The organism is Pseudomonas sp. R43(2017) (genome assembly GCF_002112345.1).
GTDB lineage: Bacteria > Pseudomonadota > Gammaproteobacteria > Pseudomonadales > Pseudomonadaceae > Aquipseudomonas > Aquipseudomonas kribbensis.
In genome coordinates this window covers 747132-773017 of sequence record NZ_NEHJ01000001.1, presented here as the reverse complement: position 1 = coordinate 773017, position 25886 = coordinate 747132, and the positions used below count along the sequence as shown (strand labels likewise).

Annotated in this window: 36 protein-coding genes and 1 riboswitch; of the genes, 11 read left to right on the top strand and 25 right to left on the bottom strand. The window is 58.2% G+C overall.

Annotation, left to right across the window (positions count from 1 at the left end; translation table 11 throughout):
• The first annotated feature begins 158 nt into the window (after positions 1-158).
• A complete protein-coding gene (locus CAG02_RS03535) occupies positions 159-431 on the top strand; it encodes a hypothetical protein (protein WP_085708353.1) in 273 nt (90 codons plus the stop codon).
• A 58-nt stretch (positions 432-489) separates the two neighbouring features.
• On the opposite strand, the gene CAG02_RS03530 is transcribed toward CAG02_RS03535, so the two are convergent.
• The 8 genes from CAG02_RS03530 to CAG02_RS03495 form a co-directional block, all read right to left on the bottom strand.
• Positions 490-1413, bottom strand: coding sequence for a helix-turn-helix domain-containing GNAT family N-acetyltransferase (locus tag CAG02_RS03530; RefSeq protein ID WP_085708352.1), 924 nt, complete (start codon positions 1411-1413; stop codon positions 490-492).
• A gap of 56 nt (positions 1414-1469) precedes the next feature.
• A complete protein-coding gene (locus tag CAG02_RS03525) occupies positions 1470-2174 on the bottom strand; it encodes a phytanoyl-CoA dioxygenase family protein (protein WP_085708351.1) in 705 nt (234 codons plus the stop codon).
• Entirely contained in the window at positions 2149-2472 is a 324-nt protein-coding gene (locus tag CAG02_RS03520) for a gamma-glutamylcyclotransferase (protein WP_085708350.1), read from the bottom strand. Before CAG02_RS03520 ends, CAG02_RS03525 begins: the two co-directional genes overlap by 26 nt.
• Before the next feature lie 65 nt (positions 2473-2537).
• The gene (locus CAG02_RS03515) at positions 2538-3575 is read right to left on the bottom strand and encodes an alpha/beta fold hydrolase (protein ID WP_085708349.1); all 1038 of its coding nucleotides are present in this window, start codon (positions 3573-3575) and stop codon (positions 2538-2540) included.
• A 119-nt stretch (positions 3576-3694) separates the two neighbouring features.
• Positions 3695-4606: an ABC transporter substrate-binding protein gene (locus CAG02_RS03510; RefSeq protein WP_085708348.1), complete on the bottom strand. Its 912-nt coding sequence runs from the start codon at positions 4604-4606 to the stop codon at positions 3695-3697.
• On the bottom strand, positions 4603-4962 hold the full coding sequence (locus CAG02_RS03505; protein WP_085708347.1) for a ferredoxin: 360 nt from the start codon (positions 4960-4962) through the stop codon (positions 4603-4605). Before CAG02_RS03505 ends, CAG02_RS03510 begins: the two co-directional genes overlap by 4 nt.
• Positions 4962-6899 carry a TonB-dependent siderophore receptor gene (locus CAG02_RS03500; protein ID WP_085708736.1) on the bottom strand — a complete coding sequence of 646 codons (1938 nt, stop codon included), beginning with the start codon at positions 6897-6899 and terminating at the stop codon, positions 4962-4964. The genes CAG02_RS03505 and CAG02_RS03500 overlap by 1 nt, the downstream gene beginning before the upstream one ends.
• Positions 6900-6990: 91 nt before the next feature.
• Positions 6991-7197, bottom strand: a riboswitch (cobalamin riboswitch).
• Between the two features lie 34 nt (positions 7198-7231).
• A complete protein-coding gene (locus tag CAG02_RS03495) occupies positions 7232-8140 on the bottom strand; it encodes a LysR family transcriptional regulator (protein ID WP_085708346.1) in 909 nt (302 codons plus the stop codon).
• A 169-nt stretch (positions 8141-8309) separates the two neighbouring features.
• Here CAG02_RS03495 and CAG02_RS03490 point away from each other — a divergent pair, with 169 nt between their 5' ends.
• The 3 genes from CAG02_RS03490 to mug all read left to right on the top strand — a co-directional run bounded on the left by CAG02_RS03490 (position 8310) and on the right by mug (position 10329).
• Positions 8310-8747 carry a DoxX family protein gene (locus CAG02_RS03490; RefSeq protein ID WP_085708345.1) on the top strand — a complete coding sequence of 146 codons (438 nt, stop codon included), beginning with the start codon at positions 8310-8312 and terminating at the stop codon, positions 8745-8747.
• Positions 8748-8831: 84 nt separating this feature from the next.
• Positions 8832-9737 carry a pirin family protein gene (locus CAG02_RS03485; protein WP_085708344.1) on the top strand — a complete coding sequence of 302 codons (906 nt, stop codon included), beginning with the start codon at positions 8832-8834 and terminating at the stop codon, positions 9735-9737.
• A gap of 73 nt (positions 9738-9810) precedes the next feature.
• Positions 9811-10329: a G/U mismatch-specific DNA glycosylase gene (gene mug, locus CAG02_RS03480; protein ID WP_085708343.1), complete on the top strand. Its 519-nt coding sequence runs from the start codon at positions 9811-9813 to the stop codon at positions 10327-10329.
• On the opposite strand, the gene CAG02_RS03475 is transcribed toward mug, so the two are convergent.
• Positions 10302-10934, bottom strand: a complete 633-nt coding sequence (locus CAG02_RS03475) for a TetR family transcriptional regulator (protein ID WP_085708342.1) — start codon at positions 10932-10934, stop codon at positions 10302-10304. The two genes, mug and CAG02_RS03475, sit on opposite strands and share 28 nt — an antisense overlap.
• Before the next feature lie 112 nt (positions 10935-11046).
• On the opposite strand from CAG02_RS03475, the gene CAG02_RS03470 reads away from it, so the two are divergent.
• Complete coding sequence (locus tag CAG02_RS03470) at positions 11047-11703, top strand: O-methyltransferase (RefSeq protein WP_085708341.1); 657 nt, start codon at positions 11047-11049, stop codon at positions 11701-11703.
• Positions 11704-11914: 211 nt separating this feature from the next.
• Here the strand turns inward: CAG02_RS03470 and CAG02_RS03465 are convergent, their stop codons facing one another.
• Both CAG02_RS03465 and CAG02_RS03460 read right to left on the bottom strand, forming a co-directional pair.
• A complete protein-coding gene (locus CAG02_RS03465) occupies positions 11915-12700 on the bottom strand; it encodes a molybdopterin-dependent oxidoreductase (protein ID WP_085708340.1) in 786 nt (261 codons plus the stop codon).
• Positions 12697-13335, bottom strand: coding sequence for a cytochrome b/b6 domain-containing protein (locus CAG02_RS03460; RefSeq protein WP_085708339.1), 639 nt, complete (start codon positions 13333-13335; stop codon positions 12697-12699). Before CAG02_RS03460 ends, CAG02_RS03465 begins: the two co-directional genes overlap by 4 nt.
• 138 nt (positions 13336-13473) lie before the next feature.
• On the opposite strand from CAG02_RS03460, the gene CAG02_RS03455 reads away from it, so the two are divergent.
• The 3 genes from CAG02_RS03455 to CAG02_RS03445 all read left to right on the top strand — a co-directional run bounded on the left by CAG02_RS03455 (position 13474) and on the right by CAG02_RS03445 (position 16854).
• Positions 13474-14346 (top strand): patatin-like phospholipase family protein, encoded by an 873-nt coding sequence (locus tag CAG02_RS03455; RefSeq protein ID WP_085708338.1) that lies wholly within the window; start codon positions 13474-13476, stop codon positions 14344-14346.
• A 160-nt stretch (positions 14347-14506) separates the two neighbouring features.
• Entirely contained in the window at positions 14507-16045 is a 1539-nt protein-coding gene (locus tag CAG02_RS03450) for a cryptochrome/photolyase family protein (protein ID WP_085708337.1), read from the top strand.
• 305 nt (positions 16046-16350) lie between these two features.
• The gene (locus CAG02_RS03445; protein WP_085708735.1) at positions 16351-16854 is read left to right on the top strand and encodes a hypothetical protein; all 504 of its coding nucleotides are present in this window, start codon (positions 16351-16353) and stop codon (positions 16852-16854) included.
• Between the two features lie 8 nt (positions 16855-16862).
• Here the strand turns inward: CAG02_RS03445 and CAG02_RS03440 are convergent, their stop codons facing one another.
• Positions 16863-17243, bottom strand: coding sequence for a cytochrome c (locus CAG02_RS03440; protein WP_085708734.1), 381 nt, complete (start codon positions 17241-17243; stop codon positions 16863-16865).
• A 77-nt stretch (positions 17244-17320) separates the two neighbouring features.
• On the bottom strand, positions 17321-17518 hold the full coding sequence (locus CAG02_RS03435; RefSeq protein WP_085708336.1) for a hypothetical protein: 198 nt from the start codon (positions 17516-17518) through the stop codon (positions 17321-17323).
• On the opposite strand from CAG02_RS03435, the gene CAG02_RS29430 reads away from it, so the two are divergent.
• From CAG02_RS29430 to CAG02_RS03425, 3 genes are all read left to right on the top strand, one after another.
• Positions 17508-17753 (top strand): hypothetical protein, encoded by a 246-nt coding sequence (locus CAG02_RS29430; RefSeq protein WP_139831823.1) that lies wholly within the window; start codon positions 17508-17510, stop codon positions 17751-17753. The two genes, CAG02_RS03435 and CAG02_RS29430, sit on opposite strands and share 11 nt — an antisense overlap.
• Before the next feature lie 300 nt (positions 17754-18053).
• Complete coding sequence (locus CAG02_RS03430) at positions 18054-18575, top strand: AidA/PixA family protein (RefSeq protein WP_085708335.1); 522 nt, start codon at positions 18054-18056, stop codon at positions 18573-18575.
• A gap of 335 nt (positions 18576-18910) precedes the next feature.
• Positions 18911-20221, top strand: a complete 1311-nt coding sequence (locus CAG02_RS03425; RefSeq protein WP_085708334.1) for a glycosyltransferase family 39 protein — start codon at positions 18911-18913, stop codon at positions 20219-20221.
• A 447-nt stretch (positions 20222-20668) separates the two neighbouring features.
• Here the strand turns inward: CAG02_RS03425 and CAG02_RS03420 are convergent, their stop codons facing one another.
• The 12 genes from CAG02_RS03420 to CAG02_RS29955 form a co-directional block, all read right to left on the bottom strand.
• On the bottom strand, positions 20669-21721 hold the full coding sequence (locus CAG02_RS03420; RefSeq protein WP_085708333.1) for a tyrosine-type recombinase/integrase: 1053 nt from the start codon (positions 21719-21721) through the stop codon (positions 20669-20671).
• Position 21722: 1 nt separating this feature from the next.
• Positions 21723-21965 (bottom strand): DUF4224 domain-containing protein, encoded by a 243-nt coding sequence (locus CAG02_RS03415; protein WP_039772214.1) that lies wholly within the window; start codon positions 21963-21965, stop codon positions 21723-21725.
• Positions 21966-22000: 35 nt separating this feature from the next.
• Entirely contained in the window at positions 22001-22156 is a 156-nt protein-coding gene (locus CAG02_RS29770) for a hypothetical protein (protein ID WP_158247731.1), read from the bottom strand.
• 45 nt (positions 22157-22201) lie between these two features.
• Complete coding sequence (locus CAG02_RS03410) at positions 22202-22393, bottom strand: hypothetical protein (RefSeq protein ID WP_085708332.1); 192 nt, start codon at positions 22391-22393, stop codon at positions 22202-22204.
• Between the two features lie 51 nt (positions 22394-22444).
• Entirely contained in the window at positions 22445-22753 is a 309-nt protein-coding gene (locus CAG02_RS03405; RefSeq protein ID WP_085708331.1) for a hypothetical protein, read from the bottom strand.
• Between the two features lie 16 nt (positions 22754-22769).
• Positions 22770-23087 carry a hypothetical protein gene (locus CAG02_RS03400; RefSeq protein ID WP_085708330.1) on the bottom strand — a complete coding sequence of 106 codons (318 nt, stop codon included), beginning with the start codon at positions 23085-23087 and terminating at the stop codon, positions 22770-22772.
• Entirely contained in the window at positions 23084-23347 is a 264-nt protein-coding gene (locus CAG02_RS03395) for a hypothetical protein (RefSeq protein ID WP_139831822.1), read from the bottom strand. The genes CAG02_RS03400 and CAG02_RS03395 overlap by 4 nt, the downstream gene beginning before the upstream one ends.
• A gap of 58 nt (positions 23348-23405) precedes the next feature.
• Positions 23406-23972 (bottom strand): hypothetical protein, encoded by a 567-nt coding sequence (locus CAG02_RS03390; RefSeq protein ID WP_085708328.1) that lies wholly within the window; start codon positions 23970-23972, stop codon positions 23406-23408.
• A gap of 81 nt (positions 23973-24053) precedes the next feature.
• Complete coding sequence (locus CAG02_RS03385) at positions 24054-24617, bottom strand: hypothetical protein (RefSeq protein ID WP_085708327.1); 564 nt, start codon at positions 24615-24617, stop codon at positions 24054-24056.
• A gap of 47 nt (positions 24618-24664) precedes the next feature.
• Positions 24665-24844, bottom strand: a complete 180-nt coding sequence (locus tag CAG02_RS03380) for a hypothetical protein (RefSeq protein ID WP_085708326.1) — start codon at positions 24842-24844, stop codon at positions 24665-24667.
• Entirely contained in the window at positions 24841-25341 is a 501-nt protein-coding gene (locus CAG02_RS03375) for a hypothetical protein (RefSeq protein WP_085708325.1), read from the bottom strand. The genes CAG02_RS03380 and CAG02_RS03375 overlap by 4 nt, the downstream gene beginning before the upstream one ends.
• The gene (locus tag CAG02_RS29955) at positions 25338-25838 is read right to left on the bottom strand and encodes a DUF4406 domain-containing protein (protein WP_085708324.1); all 501 of its coding nucleotides are present in this window, start codon (positions 25836-25838) and stop codon (positions 25338-25340) included. Before CAG02_RS29955 ends, CAG02_RS03375 begins: the two co-directional genes overlap by 4 nt.
• Positions 25839-25886: the final 48 nt, after the last annotated feature.

Genomic DNA, 25886 nt, shown 5'->3' with positions numbered 1-25886 from the left:
TCGCACTCACATTGCTTGAGATCAACACGTTGCTGGGGGATTGCCTGGGAAGTGATGTGGACGCGCTTACGGCCAGAAACGGGATTCGATTTTGCTATTCACCCAACTCCCGAGCGTGCGAAATTACCAGCCCTTCAATTGCTCACAAAGGCAGGCTCATGACCTCCACCCTGGCAGTCTCGGATATCGCAGGTCCATGGAGTGGGGATGCCCCCACAGGACTCATTCAGCGTTGCAAGGAGGCCTGGGATACGCCTTTGGAGAGATTGAATGATCTTATGGTTGCTACTTTTTTGAATCAGAACATTGCCACCAAACACATGCTCATCGAGGCGAAGCGCCGCTTGAAAGACCAGGCGCGAGATGAAACCGAGTACTTCGATGGCCAGCTCCTCGAAGCAATCGAGCGTTTGGAGCGAAAAAGGGACTGATTAATTATTGAAAATAGATCAGTCCCCTTTAAAAATCAGAATCAGACGAAACAGAGCATCAAAGCTCAATCGCCCACGTCTGACTCACCAACTCCTTCCCGAAGCTGAATATCGGCTCTTCCTCAACCAACTCAAACCCCGCCCGCTGATACAACTTGCGCGCATCCACCAGATTGCTGGTCGTCCACAGAATCATCTTTTTGTACCCGACATCCCGGGCAAACCTCAGGCATTCCTCGACCAGCCGATTGCCGATCCCCAACCCGCGCGCGCTGGCGTCTACAAACAGCATGCGCAGTTTTGCTGTGGTTGCGTCGTGCCGGATGACAAACACCGAGCCCACTACCTTGCCATCCTTTTCCGCAATCCAGCAGCGTTCGCTGGCAGGGTCGAACTCGCGCAGGTACTTGGCGACGATCTCGGCGACCAGCGCTTCGAACTCCCAGTTCCAGCCGTATTCGCGGGTGTAGATGACGGTTTGTTGCTGCACCACCAGGCCCATGTCGCCGGGTTGTGGGTCTCGCAGCAGGTAGGTCGATTGTTTGTGGCCCTCGAGCAGGGTCTGGATCTGCTTCATGGACTCGATCAATTGCAGTTGCTGCGGCTCGGCCAGGCGTTCGAGCAGCGTGATGACTTCCTGCCGAGAGGCCTGTTCCAGCGGGGCGAGGATTTCGCGGCCGAGGTCGGTGATGTGCAACAGGCTGGCGCGGGCGTCGGTGGCGGAGGGGACCTTCTGGATCAGGCCCTTTTTGTCGAAGCCGCTGATGAGCCGGCTCATGTAACCCGCGTCCAGGCTCAGCATCTGGCGCAGGTCGGCGCTGGTCAGGTCACCGCCGGAGGCCAGTTCGTAGAGGATGCGCAGCTCGGTCAGCGAGTAGTCGCTTTGCAGCAGGTGTTCCTGCAGAACGCCGATCTGGTGGGTGTAGAAGCGGTTGAATTGCCGGACGATGTCGGCTCGTTCGATCAATGGAGTCGCGGACATGGCAGATGCTCAGATAGTTGCCTTGAGCAACTATATAGTTGCCCAAGGCAATCAAGTCAAATGAATTGTCCAGCGTTCCTCAGGGCAAACTCTGCTGGGTCGAACCGTTCGCTGGTGTCCATTCGAATGTTTCTGAGAACCACCGTTTCCAGGTGTGATGCGTAGAGCATTTCCGAAAAATAAGTGATCAAAAGTGTGCGACGACGGGCGCCGGTGGCATTCAGGCTGCCGGCGTGAATCAGATCAGCATCGAATATCAGGATGTCGCCCGCGTTGCCCGTTAGTTGCACGGACCGGGATTCGTCGGTGAAATCGAACGGGGGCGCACCCGGTGCAGGGCGATGGCTACCGGGGACGATGCGGGTTGCACCGTTCTCCGGGCCGTAGTCGTCGAGGTAGACCAGCGCGATGGCGGTGTCGCCGGGACATTGCGCCGCCAAGTCGCGGTGCAGTTGCTGGTGGCCGCCGTTGGCGAGCGGTTCGCGGCCTTCGACCTGGGAGAGGAAGAAGCGCTCGCCGATCAACTCACCCACCACCGCCAGCAATGGTGGCAACCGGCACACAGCCTGAACGCTCGGGTCGGTGTCCAGCAGCGAATGGCGCCAGTCGATGCCCCGGGGCACGGGCCAATCGCTTGAGGGTTTTACGCCGGTGTCGAACGTGTGCCGAAGTCCGGTCAGCCACGCAGCCGGGATTGCCTGGCGCAGCAGGGCATAACCGTTCTGGTGAAGTTGCCTAGCGCAGGGCGTAGACCCAGGCATCCGTTGCCGTCCCGTCATCCAGAGTCACCTTGGTCAAAATCCGCTGATACTCGGCCCCTTCAAACTCATCGAGCGCCGCCCAGTGCTGCTGGAAGTTTTCTGAAGAGAACACAAAGCCTTCAATGACGTCGCCATCTTCAGCAATCACCAGCCCGGGAAACCCCATCGCTGCACCCCAGCCGGCGTGCGACAGACGCCCCTTCAACGAAGCGGCCTGCCAGGTGCCACCGATGTTGAGCATCACATGCTCGTTCGGCCGGCCGGGCCCCAGAGTTCCATAAACGAAGAGACGTTCCACGATTGCTCCTTCCGATCAAAAGGAACGAATCCTGACGTAACGTCGATGTGCAGGCAACAGCGCCATCAGTTTTGAGCCGACCGGGTCAGAAAGCCGTCGATCAACGTCACAAGCTGTTGCTGGATCACCTCACGCGAACGGCCGCCGCCATCCCCGCAAATAATGCCGTCACCTGGCGAGTCTTCTTCCAGCAACTCCACTGCGCCTGGCTTGCACGATGCCACGAAGCTGAAATGGCTGGCGTCGCTGATCTCGACATACTGCGACGATGCCGAAGGCAGCCGCTGGGCGAGATTGGCCGACTCCAGTTGGGCGGGCAGGTCTTCGGATGGCACGCCAGCGCCAATCACCAGCGTTGGCACCGGCAATACGGCGAGGCTTGCGTCGGTCATCCCGCGTGACAGGCCCAGGTCCAGTGACACGATGGCGCCGACGCGTTTGTCGCTTAAGTCCGCGCTCATCCGGCTTTTGGATTCTGGTGTGTCGGCGACGTTGATCGTCTTGTAGACGGAACAACTGGCCAGTTTCTGATGGACTGCGCAGTCCTTGGCAAAACGCTCGGGGTCGAACCGTGAGCCCGCGAGTTCGAGGGCGGTCCAGCCGCCAAGTGAATGGCCGGCTACGGCAATTCGACGCATCGAAACGGCACCCAGTTGCTCGGGCCGAGCGATGACTGCATCAATGACGCGGCTGATGTCGGCAGGTCGTTGCCACAACTGGGCAGCGGCTTGCGGACTGCGGTCATGCGTCGTGGTGCCGGGATGGTTGACTGCCGCCACGATGTAACCCTGACGGGCCAAAGCTGTGGCCAGCCATGCCTGGTTGCTCCAGTTCCCTCGGTAACCATGGGAGAGCACCAATAACGGATGCTCGCCGCCAGTCGGTGGGGCATCGCGTACGGCGGATGTCCCGACGAACACGATATCGTCGGCAATCAATTGCGGGGTGGCGGTGGTCTGCGCGGGATACCAGACAACCATCTCCAGCGGACGGTCGTTGTGCGCGTCCGTCAATGTAGAAGTCCGGAAGCCAATGGGGTTTTCGTCAGCGTTTGAGCTGGCGGAAAGGCAGATCAGAAGCAGGATGCCGAAAGCGTTTTTCATTGTTTTTATCTTCCTTGATCAAAGTGAGCAAACGGAACGTTCGTTCAGACGTTCTAACAGTCTCTCGGGATAACCGTCTCGTCATTTATTGCTGTTGCGAATAAATCTCGCGGTGATGTTCAAGGCAAGGCCCTGAGCCGCTCTGCCAACTCCAGCGCCACTCGACCACTGCCCACCGTAGGTAACAGATGCGTAAACGGAATATCGATCATCCGGTCCTCACGCACGGCCCGCAGGGTCGACAGCACCGGATCCTGCATCAGCAACTGGCGCTTGCGACTGGCCGGCGACCATTGCGCGTCGGCCAGGAGGATCACGTCGGGGTCACTGGCAAGCAGGGTTTCGCGGCTGACGGTCACCCGGTATTGATTGATGCTGGCGAACAGGTTTTGCGCCCCGGCGGCGACCAGCAGAGTGGTGACAAAACCACGCCGGCCTTCGCTGTCGAGACCGTTGACCTCGCTGTCGAAGTAGAACACTGACAGCGGCCTGCCCGGACGGGTTAAAGCCTTGGCCTTTTCCAGATCGGCATCCATCGCATCACTCAGTTCCCGAGCGCGTTGCTGTTTGTGCAGCAAGGCGCCGAGGGTCGAGAGGTCGTTGCGGATGTGTTCAAAGTAGTCCAGGGAGTGTCCGTTGCAGGCCGACTCCAGCAGATACGAAGCCACGCCGTTGCGCCCCAGTCCGCTACGTGACGTCACGCCGTTGCCGAACGCCGTCGCAAATCCACCGACCACAAGATCCGGTTTCTGCGCGTACAGCACTTCGCTCGACGGATAGCGGTGCGAGATCACTGGCACGCCGAAGTACTCGGCTTGACGCGCGCCGGTATCATCCAGATAGGCGACGCCCACCAGCGTCGGGCCCGCACCCAGCGCCAACACCAGATCGGCTGCATGCTGATTGAGCGCAACAATCCGCGACGGTGGCGACCCCGGCAGGTGCCAGGTCTCGCCACAATTGCGGTAGTCATCTGCCAGAACCGGGGAACCGCAAAGCAGGGCGCCCACTAGCAAACACAGCCTTCTCACGAGCGCTCCCTGATCAGCAGATCCTCGACCACTTCACCGCCCACCAGATGCACTTCGACCAGTCGCTGCGCATCGGCGTGGCTGCGTACGCCATACCAGCAGGTCTCCGGATACACCGTCAGCACCGGGCCAAGATTGCACGGGAACTGACAGTGCGTGCGGGTCAGCAAAACCCCGCCCGGTGTCTCGATGCGGTCATGCGCGAGCAAGTGCCGACGCAGGGTTTTCCATATCTGCAAAGCACCGCGCTGGGTGCAGCGCGGGCCGGTGCAAAGAAATACGTGGCGCGCATGCTCGGGCACGTGCGACCAGTCCGGGTGCGAATCGACGCCGTCGGTGGTGATGATGTCTGCCATCAGAAACGGTACGTGTAGCGCACTTCGGAGGTGAATGGCCGCCCGAGGTTGTCGACGTTGTTCGAGCGGCTGGTGACGTAGTCGCGGTCGAACAGGTTTTCCACCAGCAGGCTCAACCGGTGCTGATGAGCACCGTCGAGATAGCGATAAGCGTCGGCATCCACCACCGAATAATGGCCGTACTCGACCTGTTTCGAGCTGATCACATCGCGGATGTAGCGGATCGCGCTGCCGGCACCCCACATCCGGTCAACCGACTCGTAACCGATGCGCGAACGAGCGAAGAAGCTCGGTACGTCGTTGATCGTCACTCCCGTGCGGGACTCGGTCAGGTTGCGGGTCATGTCTGCCTGCAGGCTCCATTGATCGTTGAACGCCAGTTTCGCGTCCGCCTCGAAACCACGCATCTGGATCCGTCCCTGGCCGTTGACCCACTGGATGTCGTCGAGGGTAATCAGGTCATCGATCTTGCGTTTGAACAGGGTGACGCTGGCACTGAACTCACGGTCGATCAGCAAGCCTTTGTAATCGAGGCCGAGTTCGGCGTTGCGGCTTTTCTCCGGTTTCAGGTTGCGGTTGCCCAGTTCATCACCCGGCTCGTTGACGAACAGTTGCTCGGCGTTCGGCAGTTTGTAGGCCGTGCCGTACTGCCCACGAACAGACCAGTTTTCATTGAGGTCGTACAGCGAAGTGAGCATGCCGACCGTGGCGCTGTCGCCGCCGCTCATGGCCTCGTGGCGGATGCCGATACTCGGGTGCCAGTCGGGCAGGGCATCGATCTTCGGACGCAACTGGGTGTAGAACGCGTGGGCTTCGGCCTTGTCGTTGTCGATGATCAGCACGTCGTCCTGACCCTTGAACCACTGGTTGTCCGTGCCGAACACCAGCACATGGCCGCCGGGCAATTCAGCCTTGCCTTCGGCCTGCACGCCCCAGTCGGTGAAGCCCCAGTAGTCGTTGTGGTTGATGGTTTTTACACCGCCATCGGACGTGTTGTTGATGCGCGTGTAGCGGGTGTCCCAGTCGTTGATGTGGCCTTTGACGAAATAGCTCAGGCGTTCGTTGACGTTCTGTTCGAAGGTGGCCGTGGCGATCTGTTGGATGCGGTCGTTGGTGGTCTTGTGGTTGTCCACCGGGCGGGCGAAATCGAGGTTGGCGTCGGCGTATTGGTAGAACAGTTCCAGGCGCGTGTCATCGGCAAAGGACTGAATCGCCTTGGCGCCGAAGGTCGTGACTTCGTAGGCGCGGTCTTTTTCGCTGCTGTTCCTGATGTCGCGATTGCGAAACGGCTGGTAGCCGTCCGAAACGTTATGGCTGACGTAGGCCAGCAGGCCAAGGTCGCCGAAACCGTTGGTGAAGATGTTCTCGACCCGCGCATCTTCGGTGGTGCCGCCGAAGGTATCCACGCCCATGTTCACTTCGCCGGAGGCTTTGCGGCTCTGCGGGCTGCGGGTGACGATGTTGATCACGCCGGACACGGCCTGGGTGCCGAACAGCAGGCTCTGCCCGCCCTTGAGCACTTCGATACGTTCGATGGCGTTGGCCGGCAGGGTGTCCAGGTACAGGCCGCCGTACAGGCGATTGTTCAGGCGCACGCCATCGAGCAGGATCAGCGTGTCATCGTTGCGCCCGCCCAGCAGCGAATAGGTGCCGTAGTCGAACGGTCCGTTTTTCGGCGCGACGTACAGGCCGGGAATGAACATCTGCATCACGCGGCTGACATCGGCGCTGGGGCCGGCGCGTTCGATCTGCTCGCGGGTGACGATCTCGACCTTGCTGCCGAACTGCGCCATGTCGGCGACGGTGGTGGACTCCACGGACGGCGCGGAAACGATTTGCTGAGTGAGTTCGAGCGGCGCGTCATCGGCCAGCAACAGAGGGCTGAACAGGCAGCCGAACAACAGGGATGGAGCCTTGGTATTGAAAGGTTTGATCATCGTCTTCTCGAAAGGATCTTCGCAGAAGAGCATGCAGGAGAAGGCATCGCGCACACGCCGACACCGGCCCATGCCCGCCCACCGCAGGAGTTTGCCAAACAGCATTTCAGGCCGGTCTCCGGGCTCGCGCGTCTGGACGCTTTCACCTTCCCATGGCCGTGTGGCCACAGTGGTGTGTTGAAAGCATCACGCGCCTACCGTTGCGGGGGCAGCACCGGACTTGTTCGAAACGAACGCACCGGTTTCCCGTTTCACCCCATGCACGGCGGCATGGGACACCTGAAACAGGGCGGCATCTGAACATTCGGGTGATCGCTCGTCAACTTGCCGGATCAAGTCTCGTACGTGTTCTGCTGAACGAAACGCTCGATCAACCACCGCGCCGCCGGGCCCGGTGGCGCGTCGGTGCGGTAGATGGCCTCGAAGGTGTATTGCCCGCTGGCGTACTCCGACAAATCCAGTTGTACCAGTCGGCCGCTGTCCAGATCCTCCTGAATCATCGGCCTCGGCATGTTGCCCCAACCGATGCCCTCACGCAGCAACATGTGTTTGGCGCCGAGGTCCGCCAGGCGCCAGGTGCGGTTGCTCAGCACAGCGAACTCCTTGTCTTTGGTCAGTTGCGAGCGGTCGGACAGCACCAGCTGTGTGTGCTCGCGCCCGGCACCCGGAACATTGCCTTCGGCGCTCGCCAAAGGATGATTCGGCGCTGCCACGGGAATCAGCTCGACGCTGCCGATGCCGATTCTTTCAATGGCGTTGATGCCGTCATTCATCGGCCCGCTGACGCCAACCACCGCGCCGCGATTGATCACCCGTTCAGTCACGGCACCGAGCGCTTCCATGTGCAGATGCAGGGCAACGGTGGGGAATTCTTCGCGAAAGGATTTCAGCGCATCTACCACGCGCTCGGCCGGTAGCATTACGTCGAGTACCACATGCACTTCGGCTTCCAGCCCCTGCAGCAGGCCTTTGACCTTGGCGCGCAAACCATGCACGCCGTTGGCGATGGTCCTGGCTTCAGCCAGCACCGTGCGGCCGGCGTCGGTGAGCTGCGGCTTGCGGGTGGTTTCACGGTCGAAGAGGGTGACGCCCAGCTGCATTTCGAGATTGGCAATCGAGTAGCTGATCACCGAGGTCGCCCGGTGGAGCTTGCGCGCCGCGGCGGCAAAACTGCCGACTTCGACGACGGTAAGAAAGACCCGCAGTTGATCAAGAGTCGGTGTGCCTGGGTCGGAGATCATGTCGGTGTCCTTGAGTTACCGTGAGGAACGTTACTGGATGCACAGCTTACCTATTTTATCGAACGTAACGATCTAAATTAGTCGGCTATTCAGATGAGCTGCCGAGGCGCAACATTTCTTCATCCGGACGGTTCAAGTCGAACCGGACCCCATTGAAGGAAATTCTCCCATGGCTACTTCTGCAAACATCGCTCAAGCAACTGCTGTACAGAACGCTTCCGACACCAGACAAGCCTCGGCTGCCTTGATCGGCCGCGTCTTGCTCAGCGTTATTTTCATCCTCTCCGGTTTCTCCAAACTCGCCGCGCCGGCCATGATGATCGGCTACATCGGCTCGGTGGGGCTGCCGCTGCCGCAAGTGGCGCTGGCACTGGCAATCATCGTCGAAATCGGTGGTGGCCTGGCGCTGATCGCCGGCTACCGCACCCGTACCGTCGCCGCTGTGCTGGCCGCATTCAGCGTGTTCACCGCACTGGCCTTCCACAATGCACTGGCTGACCAGAACCAGTTCATCCACTTCTTCAAGAACATCGCCATGGCCGGCGGCCTGCTGCAAGTCGTGGCCTTCGGTGCCGGTCGCTTCAGCCTCGACGCCCGTCGCCGCTGAAAGCCAAGCGCCGCGAGGGACAGGTTCCCTCGCGGCGCTTTGCCGTTTGTTGGCCGTTCCCCGCATCAGAATCGAGTAATCATCATGACCGTTCAGCAACACCTCTCCGGCTATACCCGCGAACCTGTCACTCACCGCACCCTTCGCTACCGCACCAGCGGCAGCGGACACGGGTCGATCGTGCGGCTGATGAGCCCTTCGGATCTGGGCCAGTTGATCAAACCTTTCGTGTTCCTCGACCTGTTCGAAGGCGAGGCCTCGTTCATTCACAACATGCCGATGCACCCGCACTCGGGGATCGCCACCGTGACGGTGATTACCGAAGGCAACCTGCGTTTTGAGGACGCCGGATCGGGCAAGGGCATGATCGATTACGGTGGTGTCGAGTGGATGCGCGCGGGCGGCGGAGTGTGGCACGGCAAGGAAATGTCGGTGGGCACTTCGCAGCGGATTCAGGGCTTTCAACTGTGGGTGGCTTTGCCGCCGGAGCTGGAGAACGCCAGTGTCGACAGCCAGTATCTGGAGTCCGCCGCGATGCCTGAGGTGGGGCCGGCGCGGGTGATTCTGGGCGTCCATCAAGGCATGCAAAGCCCGGTGCGGGCACCCGCCGGTATCAATTATCTGCTGGTCACATTGAGTGCAGGCGAAACCTGGACTTACACGCCACCCGAAGGCCACGAGTCGTTATGGCTGAGCGTCAGCCGTGGATTGCTGGCGACACCGGATTTGGTCAGCGCGGGCGAAATGGCCGTTTTCGAGCCGGGCAACGGTGCCGTTACCCTGAAGGCCCTGCGCGATGGCACGGTGTTCGTGATCGGCTCGGCGCAGCCTCATCCCTACGATCTGGCATTGGGCAATTACTCCGTGCACACCAACCCGCAGGCCTTGCGAGAGGGCGAAGCGAAGATCGCGGAAATCGGCGCGCGGTTGCGCGAGTATCTCAAGCAGGCGGATGGGGCGGGGGCGGTGCCGGTGCCGGTGTTCAAGTAGCCCAGTAAAAAGTCGTTTGATGATGCGGACGCTACGGCTATAACTGTCGACAACATGGGTGGCAGAGGCTTTTATGGCGGGCGAAAAACTTGAAGACATCCTGACCAAAGGCCTGTCCGTGGTGTTCTGCGGGATCAATCCCGGCCTGTTGGCGGCGGAGCAGGGGCATCACTTCGCCGGGCGGAGCAATCGGTTCTGGCGCACGCTGCATCTGGCCGGGTTCACGCCTGTTGAAGTGGCCCCGGAAAACGATCGCTCGATACTGCATTACCTCTGCGGGCTGACTGCCGTGGTCGAGCGGCCGACGGCACGGGCGGATCAATTGTCAGCGCAGGAATTCACCGCAGCGGCGGGGGACTTCGAGCGCAAGATCAAACGCTATGCGCCGCGCTATGTCGCGTTTCTCGGCAAAGTTGCCTATGCCGGGTTGTCCGGGAAAAAGGCGCTTGAATGGGGCGCACAGGACACGACATTCGGCGGGGCAAACGTGTGGATTCTGCCCAACCCCAGCGGTCGCAATCTGGCATTCAATCAGGACCAACTGGTGACGGCGTATCGACAGCTTTACTTGGCATCGAGCGAAACCACGTAAGCATGAAACATGTCCGCCATCGCCTCCGCACGGGCCGTGGTTTCCTCGTTGCTGCGCGGGCTCAGTGAAAAGTCCTTGCCGACCGAACTGAGCGTAGCCAGGATCAGATCGCAGGCTTGTGTGCGACTGGATTCACTGGCCTGTGGCAGCAACTCAACCATGAATACCTCAAAGGTACGCTTGCCCGCCGCCCGTACTTCATGGGCCTCCGGTGCATCGCGATACAGCGGTGCCGCGTCGTTCAACGCGCCACGCATCTGCGCTTCCTCGCACTCCGAACGGATGAACGCATGCACTAGCGTGCGTAGACGATCCAGTGGCGGTGTTTCCTGATTTTCCAGAATCCGCTGCAGCATTGTTGTGGTCTGCACCCACTCATCACTCTGCAACCGGAACAGGATCGCAGCCTTGTTCGGGAAGTACTGATACAGCGAGCCCACGCTCACCCCAGCCTTCTCGGCAACCCGCGCCGTGGTGAATCGGGCCGCGCCTTCCTTGGCCAAAACCTGAATAGCCGCCTGCAGAATCGCCGAAACCAATTCGGCGGAGCGTGCCTGCTGCGGCTGTTTGCGCGAAGAAATACGGGCAGTCTGGCGGTCGGTCATGGTCGGCTCAGGCGTGAAAAGGGAATGCGAATAGCGAAGCGGGCCATTCGCTCGCATCATTTAAACGCGACGAATCCTTCGCATTCTAGCCCTCAACTGACGGATAACCATCATGACAGCATTGACCACAGAACCTCTTGCAACCCTGATCGAACGCCTCTACACCCGGGCCAGCGCCGCCACCAGTCCGGTTTTGGATAGCGTATCCAACGAAGAACGCGAACGCCTGATGCACAGCAAAACCGAGTACCGCGAGCTATATGGCATGCTCAAGGACCTGTGGCTGCCTGTCTCCCGCGACACCGGAAAACTGCTGTACATGCTTGCGCGCAGCAGCAAGGCCAAAGCCATCATCGAATTCGGCACTTCGTTCGGCCTGTCCACTTTGCATCTGGCCGCGGCCCTGCGGGACAACGGCGGCGGTGTGCTGATCGGCAGTGAATTCGAACCGTCGAAAATCGAACTGGCGCGACATCACTTCGTTGAAGGGGGCGTCAGTGATCTGATTGAAATCCGCGAAGGTGATGCGCTGATGACCTTGGCGAGCAATCTGCCGGAAACAGTCGATCTGTTGCTGCTCGATGGCGCCAAAGCGTTATATGGCGACGTGCTGAAACTGGTGGAAAAGCGCCTGCGGCCCGGTGCGTTGGTGATCGCCGACAACACCGATTACTGCCCGGAATATCTGGCGCATGTGCGTTCGCCGCAGAACGGTTATCTCAGCGTGCCATTCGCCGATGACATTGAAGTGTCGATGCGGTTGGCTTGAGGACGGTCGCTGTCGGCGACTCCCGATAGGCTGCGAGGGTGCGTTTTGCTTCGGAAGCGGACCTTCGAGGCATTTTCCGGTGCGATCCCCCATGCGCGCGACAGGATTCGTCTATCGTCTTGAAGATCAACACATGGCCAGGATCAGGGAGCTGATCATGAATCGTCAGGAAGACCTCAACATCATCCGGAAGCGAATATCGTGGCGGGCGTCAGCTACCACCAAACCAGTTATAGCCCTGGTCTTCCCAATAACCCCCGGGATAGGTATTGGTGACGAAAATCGCCTGAATGTGTTTCGGGTTCTTGTAGCCCAGTTTGGTGGGCATGCGCAGCTTCATCGGGAAGCCATATTCACGTGGCAGGACGGTGCCGTCGTAGGTCAGGGTTAGCAGCGTCTGCGCGTGCAACGCCGTGGCCATGTCGATGCTGGTGTAGTAATCGTCGGCGCATTTGAAACCGACGTACTTGGCGTCTGTGTCGGCGCCAACGCGCTTGAGGAAGTCACTGAAACGTATGCCACCCCAACGGCCGATGGCGCTCCAGCCCTCGACGCATATGTGCCGGGTGATCTGATCGATCTGGGCCATGGCCCGCAGTTCTTCCAGTTTCCAGCTGCGCTTGTCGGCCACCATTCCGGTGACTTCCAGTCGGTAGCTGTCTTCATCTACGGCGGGCGCTTCGTCGATGCCGTAATAAGCATTGAAGGGAAACGGCCGGGTAATCATCGATTCGGAGTAGGTGGGAGCCATGGCGTTCGGGTTGAATAGCCAGCCCTGCACCCTGTCGTTGAAGCGCGACATGGAGGACAGCGCTGTATCAATGCTTTCGTTATCCGAGATATTGCAGCCGGACAGCATGGCCACTGCGCCCAACGTCAGGCCGCGCAACAGGAAAGTGCGGCGGGAGCTGTCTTCTATCCGAGAGGCAAGCACTTTGCGGGCGTCCTTCAGGATGGACGACTCATCCAGCTCAGGCCTTTGCACTCGCTTGCTCATAGGCGCTCCTTGTGGCCGACAATCATCGCCCACAGCGTTTTGGGAACGAGCGCGACCATCACCAGATGCACCACGAAGAACGCCACCAACAAAGACATCGCAATGAAATGCACATGCCGGGCACTGTCGTAGCCGCCCAACAGTTCACGCAGTAGCGGAAACTGAACGGACTTCCACAAAACCAGCCCGGAAATCACCAGCACGGTAATGTCGAGCATCACGAACAAGTAAGCGACGCGCTGTACGTGGTTGTAATGGCTGACATCGGCATGCCCCAACCGTCCCCGCAGCGCAGACCCCAGATCCTGAAAAAAACCTTTGATGGATAACGGGAAAAAACGTCGCGACAGACGACCACTCAATACATTGGTCATCAGGTAGAGAAGGCCGACCACAACCAGCATCCACATGGCCGCGAAGTGCCATTGCAACGCGCCACCCAGCCAGCCGCCCAAGGTGATCGAATCAGGAAAGTTAAAACCATAAAGCGGGGAAGCGTTGTAGATGCGCCAGCCGCTGGTGACCATGACCAGCACCGCCAATGCATTCAGCCAATGCGTCAGCCTCAACCACCGGGGATGGCTGTTCCCGGGACGCAGGTGGACGGTATGAGTCGCTTCAGGTGCAGTTGGCATAGGGAGCTCCGGGTTCGAATAACGTCGTAACCCAAGATCAAGTGTAGTCCCCCATTCAGCGTTCAAAACATTCCGCCGGGCGCGGTCGTCGGCCAGCTATGCTTTTCAGGTCTGGGCAGCATTTCGGTCAGGTATGCCATGCCAACAGTCAAAACTGCGCTTGTGCTTGCTGGTGGCGGGAGTCTGGGCGCGGTTCAGGTCGGGATGTTGCAGGCGCTGTTAGAGGCCGAGCTCGCTTTCGACTTGGTGATTGGCGCTTCAGTCGGCGCCATCAACGGCGCCTACTTTGCCGCCAGACCCAACGCCAAAGGCGTGGCCGAGCTTGCGGGCTTCTGGCGCGGCTTGCGCCAGTCCGATGTGTTTCCGTTCTCGGTACTCGACACGCTGAAGGGCATCCTCAATCGTCGCGGGCACTTGCTGAGTGCGTCTGCGCTGCACCGTTTAGTGCGCCGATCACTGCCGGTCGATTTGATCGAAGAGACCGAACTGCCGCTTTATATCGTCACCACCAATCTACTTAACGGTGCTGAAGAGCTTTTATCCAGCGGTAATGCTGAACAGGCATTAATGGCCAGCGCTGCGATTCCGCTGGTGTTTCCCAACGTACAAGTCGGCTCGAAGTTCCTGGTTGATGGCGGAGTCTCCAGTAACACGCCGATCGCCAGTGCAGTTGCATTGGGTGCAACGCGAGTTGTCGTTCTGCCCACCGGATTTGGTTGTGCTTGCCCGTGTCCACCGAGCGGGCTGGTCGCATTAGCCTTGCACACGCTCAACTTGATGAGTATGCGTCAACTGGTGCGCGACATTGAACTGTATAGCGTGCGCGCGGCTATCCATGTTGTGCCGCCGTTATGTCCGCTGGACGCTTCAGTGTTCGACTTCAATCAGACGGATCAACTTCTGCAACGGGCATATCAATCAACCCAGGCGTGGATTGAGGCAGGCGGATTGATCCATGTAGGAATACCCGATTCCTTGCGGGCTCATACTCATCATTTTGACGACGAGTGAACTTGGTAAATGGCCACACTTTCTGACGGGGAGTGCGGGAGCGTACTCCTTGATAGTCTTCGTCGTGGGCCAGGCTCAAGTGACAATCAGAATGCCGTTCTGTGGATCAAATCTACGCAGTCATCGGGCTTTTTCGCCCCCATCAACTGGAACTTGATTGATGAATACGACTCGCCGATTGTGCCTCGTCCTGGGCGACCAATTATCCTTCGACCTTGCCTCTCTGCGGGCGCTGGATCAAGAGCGCGATACGGTGCTCTTGGTCGAGGTGATGGAAGAGGCCAGTCACGTTCCTCATCATCCGCAAAAGATCGTCCTGATTTTCAGCGCTATGCGTCACTTCGCCGAAGCGTTGCAGCAGAGGGGAATCAGGGTGCAGTACGTAACGCTCAATGATCCGGAGAACACTGGATCCGTGCCCAGCGAATTACACCGCTGGCACTCACGCCTAAAGCCGGATGAACTGCACATCACGGAGTGCGGTGACTGGCGATTGGAGCATTCAATCAGGGACTGCGGCTTGGCAATCAAGTGGCATTCAGATCGTCGCTTTCTTTGCACACGTGCCGATTTCTCCCACTGGGCGCAGGGCAAAAAACAGCTGCGCATGGAGTTCTTTTATCGAGAGATGCGTCGCAAGAACAGATTGTTACTCAATGGCGACGGCGGCCCGGTCGGAGGGGCCTGGAACTTTGATGCGGATAACCGCAAAGCCTTGCCCAAAGGTGTCAGGCCGCCTGCGCCAGCCCGTTTTACACCAGACGCAATCACCGAGGACGTGCTTGCGTTAGTTGCCAAACACTTCTCCAGTCACTATGGCGCCCTCGACACGTTCGACTATCCGGTAACCCACGCCGAGGCTCAGAGCCTGTGGGATTACTTTCTCGATTGGGGCCTGGCAGCCTTCGGCGACTATCAAGACGCCATGGCCAGCGATGAGCCGTTTCTGTTTCATGCTCGTATAAGCGCGGCACTTAATATCGGCTTACTGGATCTTCGCCAGCTTTGCAGCGATGTGGAATCTGCATATTGGTCCGGCAGCATCGCACTCAACGCCGCCGAAGGCTTTATTCGACAACTGATCGGCTGGCGTGAATATGTCCGCGGTGTCTACTGGCTGAAGATGCCTGACTATGCCCATGGAAATGCCTTCGGTAATACGCGAGCGCTTCCAGAGTTCTACTGGACAGGTAAAACGCAGATGAACTGCATGCGCCAGGCTATCGGCCAAAGCCTGGAACATGCCTATGCTCACCACATCCAACGACTGATGGTGACCGGAAACTTCGCACTGCTCGCCGGTATCGCACCAAGTGAAATATGTGAGTGGTATCTGGCTATCTACATGGACGCCTTCGACTGGGTGGAACTACCCAATACGCTGGGCATGGTCATGCACGCCGATGACGGCTATCTAGGTTCCAAACCCTATTGTGCGAGCGGCCAATACATCAAGCGCATGTCCGACTATTGCCGTGGCTGCGCCTACAAAGTGAGCGAAAGCACTACAGACGATGCTTGCCCTTTCAACTCGCTTTACTGGCACTTTCTAATGCGTCACGGTGACCGACTGCGTGGCAATCAACGCATGAGCATGATCTACAAAAACCTCGACCGCATGCCTGAATCCAAACAACAGGCGCTTTGGCATCGCGGCGAGTGGTTGCTCAACCAATTGGACGATGGTGAGTCGTTGTGAAAAAAAGCGAGCTACCCGTCAAAACCTGAGCGACCTGCGGCCTTTCATTCACATGGAGGTGTTCTTTGATCGGAACGTCGGCCGAACGGGATAGGGGGCTGATGCAGCAGAGTAGGCTGATGAGGAGTAGTTTTAGCTTCATTTGACGATGCTGCCAGAGCCGATGTTGTGCTTATGTGTCGTAGCCCAGATGTGTTCTTTCTGTAGTGATCTGTCGACATTTTCCGGTGTGATCCCCCATGCGCGCGACAGGATTCGTCTATCGTCTAAAAAATCAACACATGGCCAGGATCAGGGAGCTGATCATGAATCGTCAGGAAGACCTCAACATCATCTGGAAGCGAATATTCTGGATTTTCATAGCGCTGTTAGTGCTGGCGATTGCCGTCACTTACAGTCTGCCCGACTACAAAGTACCCTTTATCGTTTGTATCGCCGGGAACATCGGGGGCTATGTAGGGTTTCACCGACGACTTTCAATACTCACTGAAGACGAAATCGAAAACCTTTCCCGATCATGGTTCGCTCTGATCCTGCCTTCGTTCATAGGCGGGATTCTGGCGGGGCTGTTGTATCTCTTGTTCCTTTCCGGCGTTATCCGAGGCGATTTGTTTCCGGTGATCGTGCCGGACGACGATCCCCAATGCTTGAAGCAAATCTTCAACGATATTTTTTGCCAGCATGCGGAGGGATATGCGGCCTACGCCAAGTTGCTGTTCTGGTCATTCGTGGCAGGCTTCAATCAGGACTACGTCGTTGACCTGATTGAAAACATAAAAGGTTCCGACAAAAAGGCTGATGGAGGCTAGCACCCGGCTCAGTGCTGCTTTTTTGAAATGACGTCGCTCATGTACTGATTCAAATCGCGAAAGTCGCTGACGCTCCAGGCGTGTGGCGGGATCTTTACACCATTTTCGCGCAAGGTTTTTGGAATCAGGTCGCCGTTCGGGCGAAGGATGATCGAGGACACGATCACGCCCGGGTAATCGCTCAGTCGTTTCTTGAAGGCGGGCGTTGTCAGGTCGGGAGCCGGCGGATTGCTTTTATTGGCCAATGGGCCGGTTCCCTTGATATCGGGACCGTGGCACACGGCGCATCTCTGTGAGTAGAGATTCTTTCCGTTGATATTGTCTGCGAAGGAGGGTGCTGTTTGAGTGATGAACAACGTGGCCAGTAAAGCCGTGAACGATGTTTTCATTTTTATAGGTCGATATTGATGAGTTTTGAAGATGAAGCGCATCGTGTGCTTCCGAAGATGATGCGAGCGACGGACAGCTACCCGCCGCTGTAATGAATGAGCAGGGCGATAAAAACCACAAAAGGTGTATAAAGCACCAAACCGCCAACGACGAGTGCCCAGCCCCAGGCAAAACCGCTTTCTCCCTTGAAACGGCCGCCACTCAGCAATCGCAGCACGAAAACGCCAGTCTTGTAAGCCAACACGTTGATCAGGAAATCCACGATGAAATCCATTCTTGGTCCGGTGCCGCCCAAGGCGCTTTATCTGGAAAAATCTGAAAATAAATCAGTCTCCTTTATGGCCCCCTTTATGTTCGTGCCGAGATGGCGGTTCAACAACGGCACTAACTTGAAGCGCTGGGGGAGTTGCGCGACACGCAGGTCGGCTGATGCAAAAAAGGGGACTGATTTATTATCTGTATTATCTGTGCAAAAGGGGACTGCAAATAAATCAGTTCCCCTTTTTTAAAGAAAACGCCCATATAGATGCCGCTTCATCAGTATTTATCGACGTCCAGTGTGCGCCTTTACCAACTCGAGCAGTCAGCGAACATCCAAAAAACCATGACGAGATTGGCCAGCGCAGAAGCAAATCAAAGCCTTGGTCGCGCCGCATAACACCGCGTTTATCCCGCGTCAACTGATCGCAAGTTGACACCATAAAGCCATCTCCTATCGTTCTCCGCAGACCGCATCCAGGGACCGGATGAGCCGGACAGCCCTTGCGGGCGCGGTCGTTTATGCGATCTCAACTATAAGGAGCATCAATATGTCCAGTGCGACCCAAACCATTGATGTACTAGTCAACATCGATGTGGATTATCTGCTCGCTCATCCCAAGAACGTAGGCGGCGCCATTTCCATGCTAGTGACGCGCGATGCCGTCGACAGCCACGCCAGCGGCGACACCGGTGAAGGCGGCAGCGAATTGTGGATCGACGTCAGGCCCGGCGACAACATCCGCTGGCGCGCCACCACACTGTCGCGCAACTTCGACCGCATTGCTGTGATCAAGGACATCGAGAGCGGCGACCCCCACCAAGGCGGCGATTACAAGGGCACCATGACGAAACCGATACACTTCAACGTCCCCGGTGTGGTGCTCTATTTGAACAACGCCGGTGTCGGCGGTATTTCGAAAACCGACGTGATCTACACTCTGTGGCAAGCCACCGCTCAGGATCCAGGGAAACTCTGGTACAAAATCACTTTCGCGCTGTACGACCGCGACATGAACCAGATTGGCTCGGACAACACTTGGGACCCCTACATCACCGTCAATAACCAGTAACTGAACAGCCAAAAGCCCGGCCAGATGCTCTTCGTCAGTGACGAAGGGTTCTGGCCGGGCTTTTTTATTGACTTTCGTCAGTCTCGTTCAGGGAATGTTGGGGCGCGCAATGCTTGAATAGTCCCCGCCGTGGGCTAGTCTCAAATTCAACTTTCCGGGAAGCAGGAAGCCAATTCCAGCGTTACCGGACATTCAGGATTCTGGCCAAAAAGAACAACTTCACTAAAGGGTTACCGATGGATCGATTTGATGCCCCGCTTGTTGTAGAGCGCACTTGGCGGGCAGGCATGTTGAAAGGATTGATTGCAAGAAATCCATGCCTGAGCATTTTCTTCATGACACTGGCCGTGTTCATGGTGTTGCAGTACAAACCTGCTGTCCTCAACTACACAACACGCTTTGTCGACTTTGCCGAGTACATGTTGCTGCACGGCGTCACGCTGTTTCCCATTGCCGACGACCTCAAGCCTTATCCCGACTACACGGTCCTCAATACCTTGTTGGTCTATCTGGTTTCCTTGCCGTTCGGCCGTGTCTCCATACTTTCAATGGGGCTGCCTTCCTGCATTGCCGCGTCCCTGATGCTGGTGTTCATTTACAGGCTCGGGGCATTGCACAGCAAGAAGTGGGGCGCATACGGCGTACTTTTCAGCCTGTTGACCTGGGCCTTTCTGGACGGCGTGAACTCACTGGCACTGGATATCTATCCGGCCCTGTTTACGTTGATCTGCTTCTACGTGGCCTATTCGGCCGAGTTGAAAAAGGACCCGCGTCGCCTGGTGTTCCTGTTCGTAGGGCTGGCGCTGGGCTTTGCGTTTCGTGGGCCTATCGGTCTGATCGGGCCCGCCTGTGTCATCGGGGCTTACTACTTCCTGAGCCGCCAATGGCGCATGTTGCTGCTGTTTTCATTCCTCTCGGGCCTGATTCTGGCCGCCGGGGTCGTGCTGCTGGCATGGGCAGCCTACCTGCAAGGGGGACAACCGTTTCTGGAAGAAGTGTTGAACATGCAGGGCATTGGACGCTTCGGCTCCGATCATGCGCCGCGTTATTACTTCTACTTCTCAGCAGGCCTGTTTACCTACGGCTTCACGGTGTTTTACGCCATCAACGTGATTCTTAAGAAGTACAAACTGTTCTTCCGTTCGACCCGCGATAAAGACATCGACCTGCTGCTCTATCTGACCGGGTGGCTGTTGGTGTTGCTGGTGCTGTTCACAATCCCGAGCTCCAAGAAAGCACGCTACATCCTGGCAATCACTCCGGCCATCTCACTGCTGGCCGCGTACCTCTTCGTCAGCAAGGAAGCCGCCTTCGTACGCGCCAAAAACGGCCTGCTGAACTTTTGCCTGAAGTTGCCCGTACTGGGGCTGGGGATGCTGGTGTCGGTGCTGGTTTACAACCACTTTGCCGAAGTTCCGTTGCAGCCTAACTACCTCGGCGCAGGCCTGGGGTTGTTTGCGCTGTTGAGCTTCTACCACGCCAGACGCGAGTACTTCTCTGAACATCCTTATCGCGAGTTCATGACGCTGTCGTTCGGGGTAGGGGCGTTTTTGATTCTGGATATGTTTTTCTTCAATCCCATCACTTATCACCTGGAACTGATGATCGAGCCCACGCCAAAGTTCTTGCCGTATTGGTTTTGGTAGACGGCGGTAGAAGCATTCATCGAATGCTTCTACCGCAACCGACCGCTTACGCCACTTCGACGTGATCCAGTGCCTGATTCAGTGCTAACAGGGTTTAGAGCCGGACCATGGACGAAACCGGAGTAGCAGGGGAAATTTTCGGTTGGCAGGACGTTAGTGAAGGAGGAAAAGCTGCCAGTTATGGAACACCTCCAGATGTCAGCAGAAATTCTGAAACGTCAGAAACGACAAAGCCCTGAATAATCAGGGCTTTGTCGTATCAAATATGGCGGAGGCGATGGGATTCGAACTCATGGACCTGTTACAGTCGACGGTTTTCAAGACCGTTAAATAGATTCAAACGGGCTGGACGTTGTAGCTGTTTTTCGTTCCATTACTTTCAGTTTTCATCACCCCTGCAGACCGCATTCTACAAGGGGTGCACTTCGAGTTATGGAACTCTTTTCTTCACTCTTTTGACGGCTTCGCGATGGCGCCGACACGGCGATAAACCCGCTCGGTGATGTCGCCTTTCGTGTGACCCAGAAGCAGACTTGCATCGCCGATATCGCTGATTTCCGACGCAGCTTTCGGCCGGATATCACGGAACTGGAACTCACCGATCCGACCGGCAAGCAGGTCGTCGCCCTGTTCAAGGGCTTCCTGTTTTGCCTTTTCCCGCGCCGCGTCCCAACGTTTCCTGAGCATCGTGGCGGTCATTCGTTTACCGCTCCGGTTGATGATCAGGTAACTCGAAACGTGCTGGGCATTTCGCTCTGTGATTGCTGCGATCAACTTGCCCAGGCTGTTTGATTCCCCGCCGGTCGTGATCTGGATTCGAAGCTTCTTCTGCGTCTTGTTTTGCTGAACGGTCAGATACCCGCCTTCAACATCATCCTTCCTCATGACCAGCACGTCCGCCGGCCGTTGGCCGGTCAGATATGCCAGGTCCATCGCTTCTTTCAGCTCCTGAGCTGCCTTCTTGTACACCGCATCCCAAACCACATCATTCGCGTAATAGTCCCTCGGCGTTTCCCTGTTCTTGCGCACACCCTGGCAGGGATTTTCTTTTGTCGTCAGGCCCCACTCCCGGGCAATGTTGAAAATATGGGAGAGGGTCGCGATCTCGCGGTTGGCCCGAACCTTTGCCGATCGGGCGTCCCGGTATCCGGCAATCGTCGCCGGCGTGATCGAGTCAATCGGCGCGCTGTCGAACATCGGCCGCAGCTGTTTGATCTCAGCCAGGTTGTCCTTCTGCGTGCGCGGCGCCTTCTTGGGCACCACGTCGCGGATGTACCGATCGAAGATGCCTTTCATGGTGCGGAGATCGAGCGGCTTTTCCTTGGCTTCCAGCTCGGCCCATTTCAACCGGGCTTTGTCCAGATCCTTGCCCAGCGGTATGTCTTTTCCGAGCAGGTCGCGGTAGTAGTAGGCCGTCCAGGTGGTGCCGTTCTTGCGTTTGCGGGATCGTTTGTACATCCGTGGAGGCAGGTGGTGGTGCTCGGTCTTGCGGGGTCGCATATCAGTTCACTCGCGAGAAGTCTGGCGTCCATGCCGGCGCGGCCGGCGGTGGGTTCGGGTCGGCAATGGTAGGGCTGATCATGCCCAGCTTCATGCGGGCGTACATGCGGCCCACCAGCGGGCGCTTGCCCCGGCTTTCGACAAACACCCACTGGCGGTCAATCAGCCAGCGGCGTTGGTAGGCCCTGGCCTTGTAGCCGGTGAGTTCGGCCAGCTCCTCGTCGGAGAGGATTTCAGTTTCCATGGGATTCTCCACACCGCCGGCGGCGGCAGAAGGTTTTAATGAAGGGTCACGCTGTCCTGCCCTGGGGCGATGGCGCGAGCCTGTTGTTCGGTTCGGAAGGACATGTGCTGTTTGGTGCCTTTGCAGTCGGCGATGACCCACCAGAAGCCGCCGAAGCGGTGCGGGCCCTTGATGATCTTCGTGATGGTCATGACCGATACTCCATGCCGCGCTTGGCGGCAGAAGGTGGTGATGGGTTACAGGTTCACTACCTGACTGTTCGGATCGAAAGGCTTGCCATCAGGATCTACCACCAGGCGCGGCACGTTCTTTTGAAGAAACTCATCGAAACACTGTGGGCAATAACTGGCCTGAGCGGTCTGAAGCTGAGCGTGCCCGGTGTAGCCGCACTGCGGACACTTGAGTGCTGTTGGGATAATGAAAGCCATGAGGATTCCTCGCCCGCCGTACACCGGCAGGCTGTTGAGTTGGAGGAGGGGTCAGTAACGGTCGAAAAAGTTGCCGCCGCGCCTGACGAAAGGGGTCGTTGCCATTTTCTGCGCCGCGAAGCCGGCTTGCCGCAGGTCGACTTGTTCGTGATCGGCGTAACCGGTGTGCAGAACCTCGTCACCCGTCACGCTGCTCAGCACAATCATTGCTGCCAATGGCTCTCGCTCGCAGTCGTTGCCTTCGATGTGCGCGGCGATCGTGCGGAACCAGTCGGCCAGCTTTTTGCGTTGAGCCTGGTTCTGCTCGACCTTTCGGTTGTGCAGCCGGGTGCTGGCCGGGAATTCGAAGATCTCAGCCATGGGTGTACCTCCGTGGTTATTGAACGAGTTCGGTGGGCACGTTGACCGTGGCGCCGCGCTTGGCGAAGACAACGGCGCGGAACACTGCGATGGCTCGGGTTTCGCCGATCTGGCGGTTGAACGGGTTGTTGGTCATATCGGCCAGCCACGGGTGTCGGTGGCCGACATCGACCCAGACGCGGTATTTCGTGATCAGCTGCTCGGCGTCCGGGACGGCGAAGAGATCGAGCTGTCCCGCCACGGGCTGCTGCTGCTCACCCTCGATCGCGTTGATTGCCCAGTCCAGCGCCGGGCCGGTCAGTTCCTCGGTGGGGACTCTGATCATCCGGTTCATAGGTAATTGTCGTAGTTGTCGAAGCAAGAGCCGCACAAGGGTCTCCAGCCTTGGCTGGTTGCTTGGGGATGATCCTTCCGAACCCATCGCCATTTCTGGACGAACGCACCACAGTCGCGGCACCGAATATAGTGGTCGACGGCTTTTCGTTGAGCGATTTCGATCTTCTCGCGCTCCAGCTCCAGATGGTGCGCTTCTTGTTGCTCGGCGAACCATTCCTTTTCCTGCTCCACCGTCATTTCCGGAAAGATGTCGCTCATCTGTGTCATCGCCACGGCCCCTTGTAGATAAGGTAGGCCATGTAGAGCGGGGCGAAGATCATGGCGTCACCTTCTGGCCGAGCAGCACATCGCTGACGACCTCCCAGAGTTGAGCGGGCGACCACTGGAACCGGTCGAAGTCGGTGTCGGGCTCGACGCCGACGCGGCAGGTGGAGTGCGCGCCAGATGGGTACTCACCGCGCTTGGCCATGATCGTCGCCACTCGGCCATCGCCGCCTGGCTCCGTGCGGTGATATTTGTACGCCAGGGTGTTGTAGTCGTTGCCGGCGGTGATGATGATCGTGCCGTCCGGAATGAGATCGGCGCGACCGTCAGGCGTCCATGGCCGGCCGCCACCAGCCGTCCGTGCGCCCTCGTGCAGGTACAGCATGTACTCGCCGGCGTCATGGTGAACGATCTCGAAGCAGTGATTGACTTGCTTGCCAACGATGACGCGCGAGGTGAAGTTGAAGCGGTGGTCGTGGATCGCCGAGTGTTCGAAGCAGGCCCGGCGTGGCAGTTCAGGGTGCCAAACGTGCAGGCGCTGATTGCCCTGGAGTTGAACCTGCACGAACCCGAGCCCGTGCAGGGTGATTTTGTCCGTCATTACGTCATCGATAATCATCCGATCACCGCCTTTATGGTCAGGGCCAATGGAAGCCAGAAGAAGAGGGTGCAGCCGGCCATGCATTTGAGGATCATGGCGTCACTCCACCCCGTTCAGGTAGCAAGGCTCCGTGGCTTCAGCGAGCCACTGCCGGAGAGATCCCGCTGGAGTGCCGGGTGCATCTTCGTCCTGCCACTGCTGGTCGAGCTCCGAATCGCCAGCCAGAACCACGTCGTAATCGTCCGAGTGTTCGTGCAACCAGTCGCCGTTGTACTCAGCCAGAACTGCCAAAGCCTGTTCCGGGTTTTGAGCGGCAACCCAGTCTTGATCGCCGACTTGGTAGCAGAGCAGCGGCCCACCCTCCGGCTCGAAGGTGTAGCTTTTGGAGTTCATAGCGCTGTCGATGGCCTTGTCCAGCGCGGTGCCGGTCAGAACGTCCCCATGGCTGGCCAGGCCAACGACAATCCATTGTTCTTCTGGGAGCGTTACGGGCGCGCTGGCTTTTGGCTCACGGAGAAACCGATATCGATCGGCAAGGGGGCGATCTTCGTCATGACTGCGCTTGAGCCCTTCGACGTTCGCGAGGAGGGTCGACAGGGAGTGATTGCTGCTCAGACCGAACACGTTGTAGATCCGGGCCAAATCTGGGGGAACTTGAGACATGACTTCGTCCTTGCCGCTATAGCGGCTGACTTTGAAGGGGGAGGGAGTTACGGGTAGTTGGTGCTGATGCGCTGGGCGATTTCTTCGAGCTCACCGGCAATTTCAAACATTTGGTTGTTGTCGCGCCGGGAAACAACTGGGGATCGCTGCACGTTGCGGCCGCTCAGGATCTTCGCGGCCAGCAGGATCAGCCAGGCTTCGAGCTTGCGGCGAACGAAGCGCTTCATGCCTGCGGTACCGGGTGGCTCGCGTTCCAGCGCTCGAAGGCTTCTTGCGTGGTTGCCGCTTCGACCTTCTCGCCGCACTGGTTGCACGCCGCCACACCGCCGGCCGCACCGACATCGCGATGACCCTGCTTGCACGGGTGCATGCGCCAGTCCTCATCCTGTTCCTGTTCAGCCACCTCAGCCACCAGGTGCTTGCCGCAGGAATGGCAGAAGTTCATGCCGTTCTCTTCCGGACCGTCATCGTAAAATGACCACGTAGAGCCGCAGCCGGTTTTCCAGATTCCGCTTTCGCCGTCTTGGCTCCATTCACAATCGCCGCCGGCGAAATCATCAATCCGCTGATCCGCTGCGTTCAGGCGCTGCTGCAGGGCGTCACGCTCGGCGGTGACCCTGTCGAAGTCGTTCGATTCAACATACCGCCCGCCGTCGACCGGAACCATGTCAGCGCATGATTCGTCGGTATCCCTGTCCAGGTCGTAACGAATTACCTCGCTCATCCTGCAATCTCCATCGATACCAGATCATGGGCGTTCACGACCGGCATGCCGAGCTCGCGGGCAATGTGAACTTCGAGCCGGGCGCCTTTCGAGTTCTCCCAGCCGGGCAGCACCGCGACTTGACCGCACAGGCCCAGCCGTGTCAGGTCGTAGGCCATGTAGTCGGCCCAGTCCACGCCATCGACGACGCCGTGCTCTGCCGGATTCTCAACGACGTAGCCTCGGGCGCGCAGATCGGCGGCCATCTTGTTGAAGGCGGGGAAGTTGAAGTCTTCGAAGCCGGACATGGGGCCGGCCAGGTACAGACGGTTGGCGCGGGTGGCAGCAAGGGTGACGCCGGGAGCAACCACGGCCTTGATCCGGTCAACTGCACGATCAATCGGCGACTGAATGAACTGCGGGAGCGGCTGGTTGGCGGGCGGCGTTGCGCTGGTGACGGCGCTGATCATTCCGACGAGTAAGTCAGTGACGATCGAGCGGATGCTTTCTGTGGGCATAGGGATACCTCGGCGAGTATATTCGCGTCCCGACGTTGGGAGCATGGT

Bases quoted from the DNA above. Each gene is read 5' to 3' on its own strand.
- CAG02_RS03535 (WP_085708353.1), top strand. From the start codon at position 159: ATGACCTCCACCCTGGCAGTCTCGGATATCGCAGGTCCATGGAGTGGG.
- CAG02_RS03530 (WP_085708352.1), bottom strand. From the start codon at position 1,413: ATGTCCGCGACTCCATTGATCGAACGAGCCGACATCGTCCGGCAATTC.
- CAG02_RS03525 (WP_085708351.1), bottom strand. From the start codon at position 2,174: ATGCCTGGGTCTACGCCCTGCGCTAGGCAACTTCACCAGAACGGTTAT.
- CAG02_RS03515 (WP_085708349.1), bottom strand. From the start codon at position 3,575: ATGAAAAACGCTTTCGGCATCCTGCTTCTGATCTGCCTTTCCGCCAGC.
- CAG02_RS03505 (WP_085708347.1), bottom strand. From the start codon at position 4,962: ATGGCAGACATCATCACCACCGACGGCGTCGATTCGCACCCGGACTGG.
- CAG02_RS03500 (WP_085708736.1), bottom strand. From the start codon at position 6,899: ATGATCAAACCTTTCAATACCAAGGCTCCATCCCTGTTGTTCGGCTGC.
- CAG02_RS03495 (WP_085708346.1), bottom strand. From the start codon at position 8,140: ATGATCTCCGACCCAGGCACACCGACTCTTGATCAACTGCGGGTCTTT.
- CAG02_RS03490 (WP_085708345.1), top strand. From the start codon at position 8,310: ATGGCTACTTCTGCAAACATCGCTCAAGCAACTGCTGTACAGAACGCT.
- CAG02_RS03485 (WP_085708344.1), top strand. From the start codon at position 8,832: ATGACCGTTCAGCAACACCTCTCCGGCTATACCCGCGAACCTGTCACT.
- mug (WP_085708343.1), top strand. From the start codon at position 9,811: ATGGCGGGCGAAAAACTTGAAGACATCCTGACCAAAGGCCTGTCCGTG.
- CAG02_RS03475 (WP_085708342.1), bottom strand. From the start codon at position 10,934: ATGACCGACCGCCAGACTGCCCGTATTTCTTCGCGCAAACAGCCGCAG.
- CAG02_RS03470 (WP_085708341.1), top strand. From the start codon at position 11,047: ATGACAGCATTGACCACAGAACCTCTTGCAACCCTGATCGAACGCCTC.
- CAG02_RS03465 (WP_085708340.1), bottom strand. From the start codon at position 12,700: ATGAGCAAGCGAGTGCAAAGGCCTGAGCTGGATGAGTCGTCCATCCTG.
- CAG02_RS03460 (WP_085708339.1), bottom strand. From the start codon at position 13,335: ATGCCAACTGCACCTGAAGCGACTCATACCGTCCACCTGCGTCCCGGG.
- CAG02_RS03455 (WP_085708338.1), top strand. From the start codon at position 13,474: ATGCCAACAGTCAAAACTGCGCTTGTGCTTGCTGGTGGCGGGAGTCTG.
- CAG02_RS03450 (WP_085708337.1), top strand. From the start codon at position 14,507: ATGAATACGACTCGCCGATTGTGCCTCGTCCTGGGCGACCAATTATCC.
- CAG02_RS03445 (WP_085708735.1), top strand. From the start codon at position 16,351: ATGAATCGTCAGGAAGACCTCAACATCATCTGGAAGCGAATATTCTGG.
- CAG02_RS03440 (WP_085708734.1), bottom strand. From the start codon at position 17,243: ATGAAAACATCGTTCACGGCTTTACTGGCCACGTTGTTCATCACTCAA.
- CAG02_RS29430 (WP_139831823.1), top strand. From the start codon at position 17,508: ATGAAATCCATTCTTGGTCCGGTGCCGCCCAAGGCGCTTTATCTGGAA.
- CAG02_RS03435 (WP_085708336.1), bottom strand. From the start codon at position 17,518: ATGGATTTCATCGTGGATTTCCTGATCAACGTGTTGGCTTACAAGACT.
- CAG02_RS03430 (WP_085708335.1), top strand. From the start codon at position 18,054: ATGTCCAGTGCGACCCAAACCATTGATGTACTAGTCAACATCGATGTG.
- CAG02_RS03425 (WP_085708334.1), top strand. From the start codon at position 18,911: ATGACACTGGCCGTGTTCATGGTGTTGCAGTACAAACCTGCTGTCCTC.
- CAG02_RS03420 (WP_085708333.1), bottom strand. From the start codon at position 21,721: ATGCGACCCCGCAAGACCGAGCACCACCACCTGCCTCCACGGATGTAC.
- CAG02_RS03415 (WP_039772214.1), bottom strand. From the start codon at position 21,965: ATGGAAACTGAAATCCTCTCCGACGAGGAGCTGGCCGAACTCACCGGC.
- CAG02_RS29770 (WP_158247731.1), bottom strand. From the start codon at position 22,156: ATGACCATCACGAAGATCATCAAGGGCCCGCACCGCTTCGGCGGCTTC.
- CAG02_RS03410 (WP_085708332.1), bottom strand. From the start codon at position 22,393: ATGGCTTTCATTATCCCAACAGCACTCAAGTGTCCGCAGTGCGGCTAC.
- CAG02_RS03405 (WP_085708331.1), bottom strand. From the start codon at position 22,753: ATGGCTGAGATCTTCGAATTCCCGGCCAGCACCCGGCTGCACAACCGA.
- CAG02_RS03400 (WP_085708330.1), bottom strand. From the start codon at position 23,087: ATGAACCGGATGATCAGAGTCCCCACCGAGGAACTGACCGGCCCGGCG.
- CAG02_RS03395 (WP_139831822.1), bottom strand. From the start codon at position 23,347: ATGAGCGACATCTTTCCGGAAATGACGGTGGAGCAGGAAAAGGAATGG.
- CAG02_RS03390 (WP_085708328.1), bottom strand. From the start codon at position 23,972: ATGATTATCGATGACGTAATGACGGACAAAATCACCCTGCACGGGCTC.
- CAG02_RS03385 (WP_085708327.1), bottom strand. From the start codon at position 24,617: ATGTCTCAAGTTCCCCCAGATTTGGCCCGGATCTACAACGTGTTCGGT.
- CAG02_RS03380 (WP_085708326.1), bottom strand. From the start codon at position 24,844: ATGAAGCGCTTCGTTCGCCGCAAGCTCGAAGCCTGGCTGATCCTGCTG.
- CAG02_RS03375 (WP_085708325.1), bottom strand. From the start codon at position 25,341: ATGAGCGAGGTAATTCGTTACGACCTGGACAGGGATACCGACGAATCA.
- CAG02_RS29955 (WP_085708324.1), bottom strand. From the start codon at position 25,838: ATGCCCACAGAAAGCATCCGCTCGATCGTCACTGACTTACTCGTCGGA.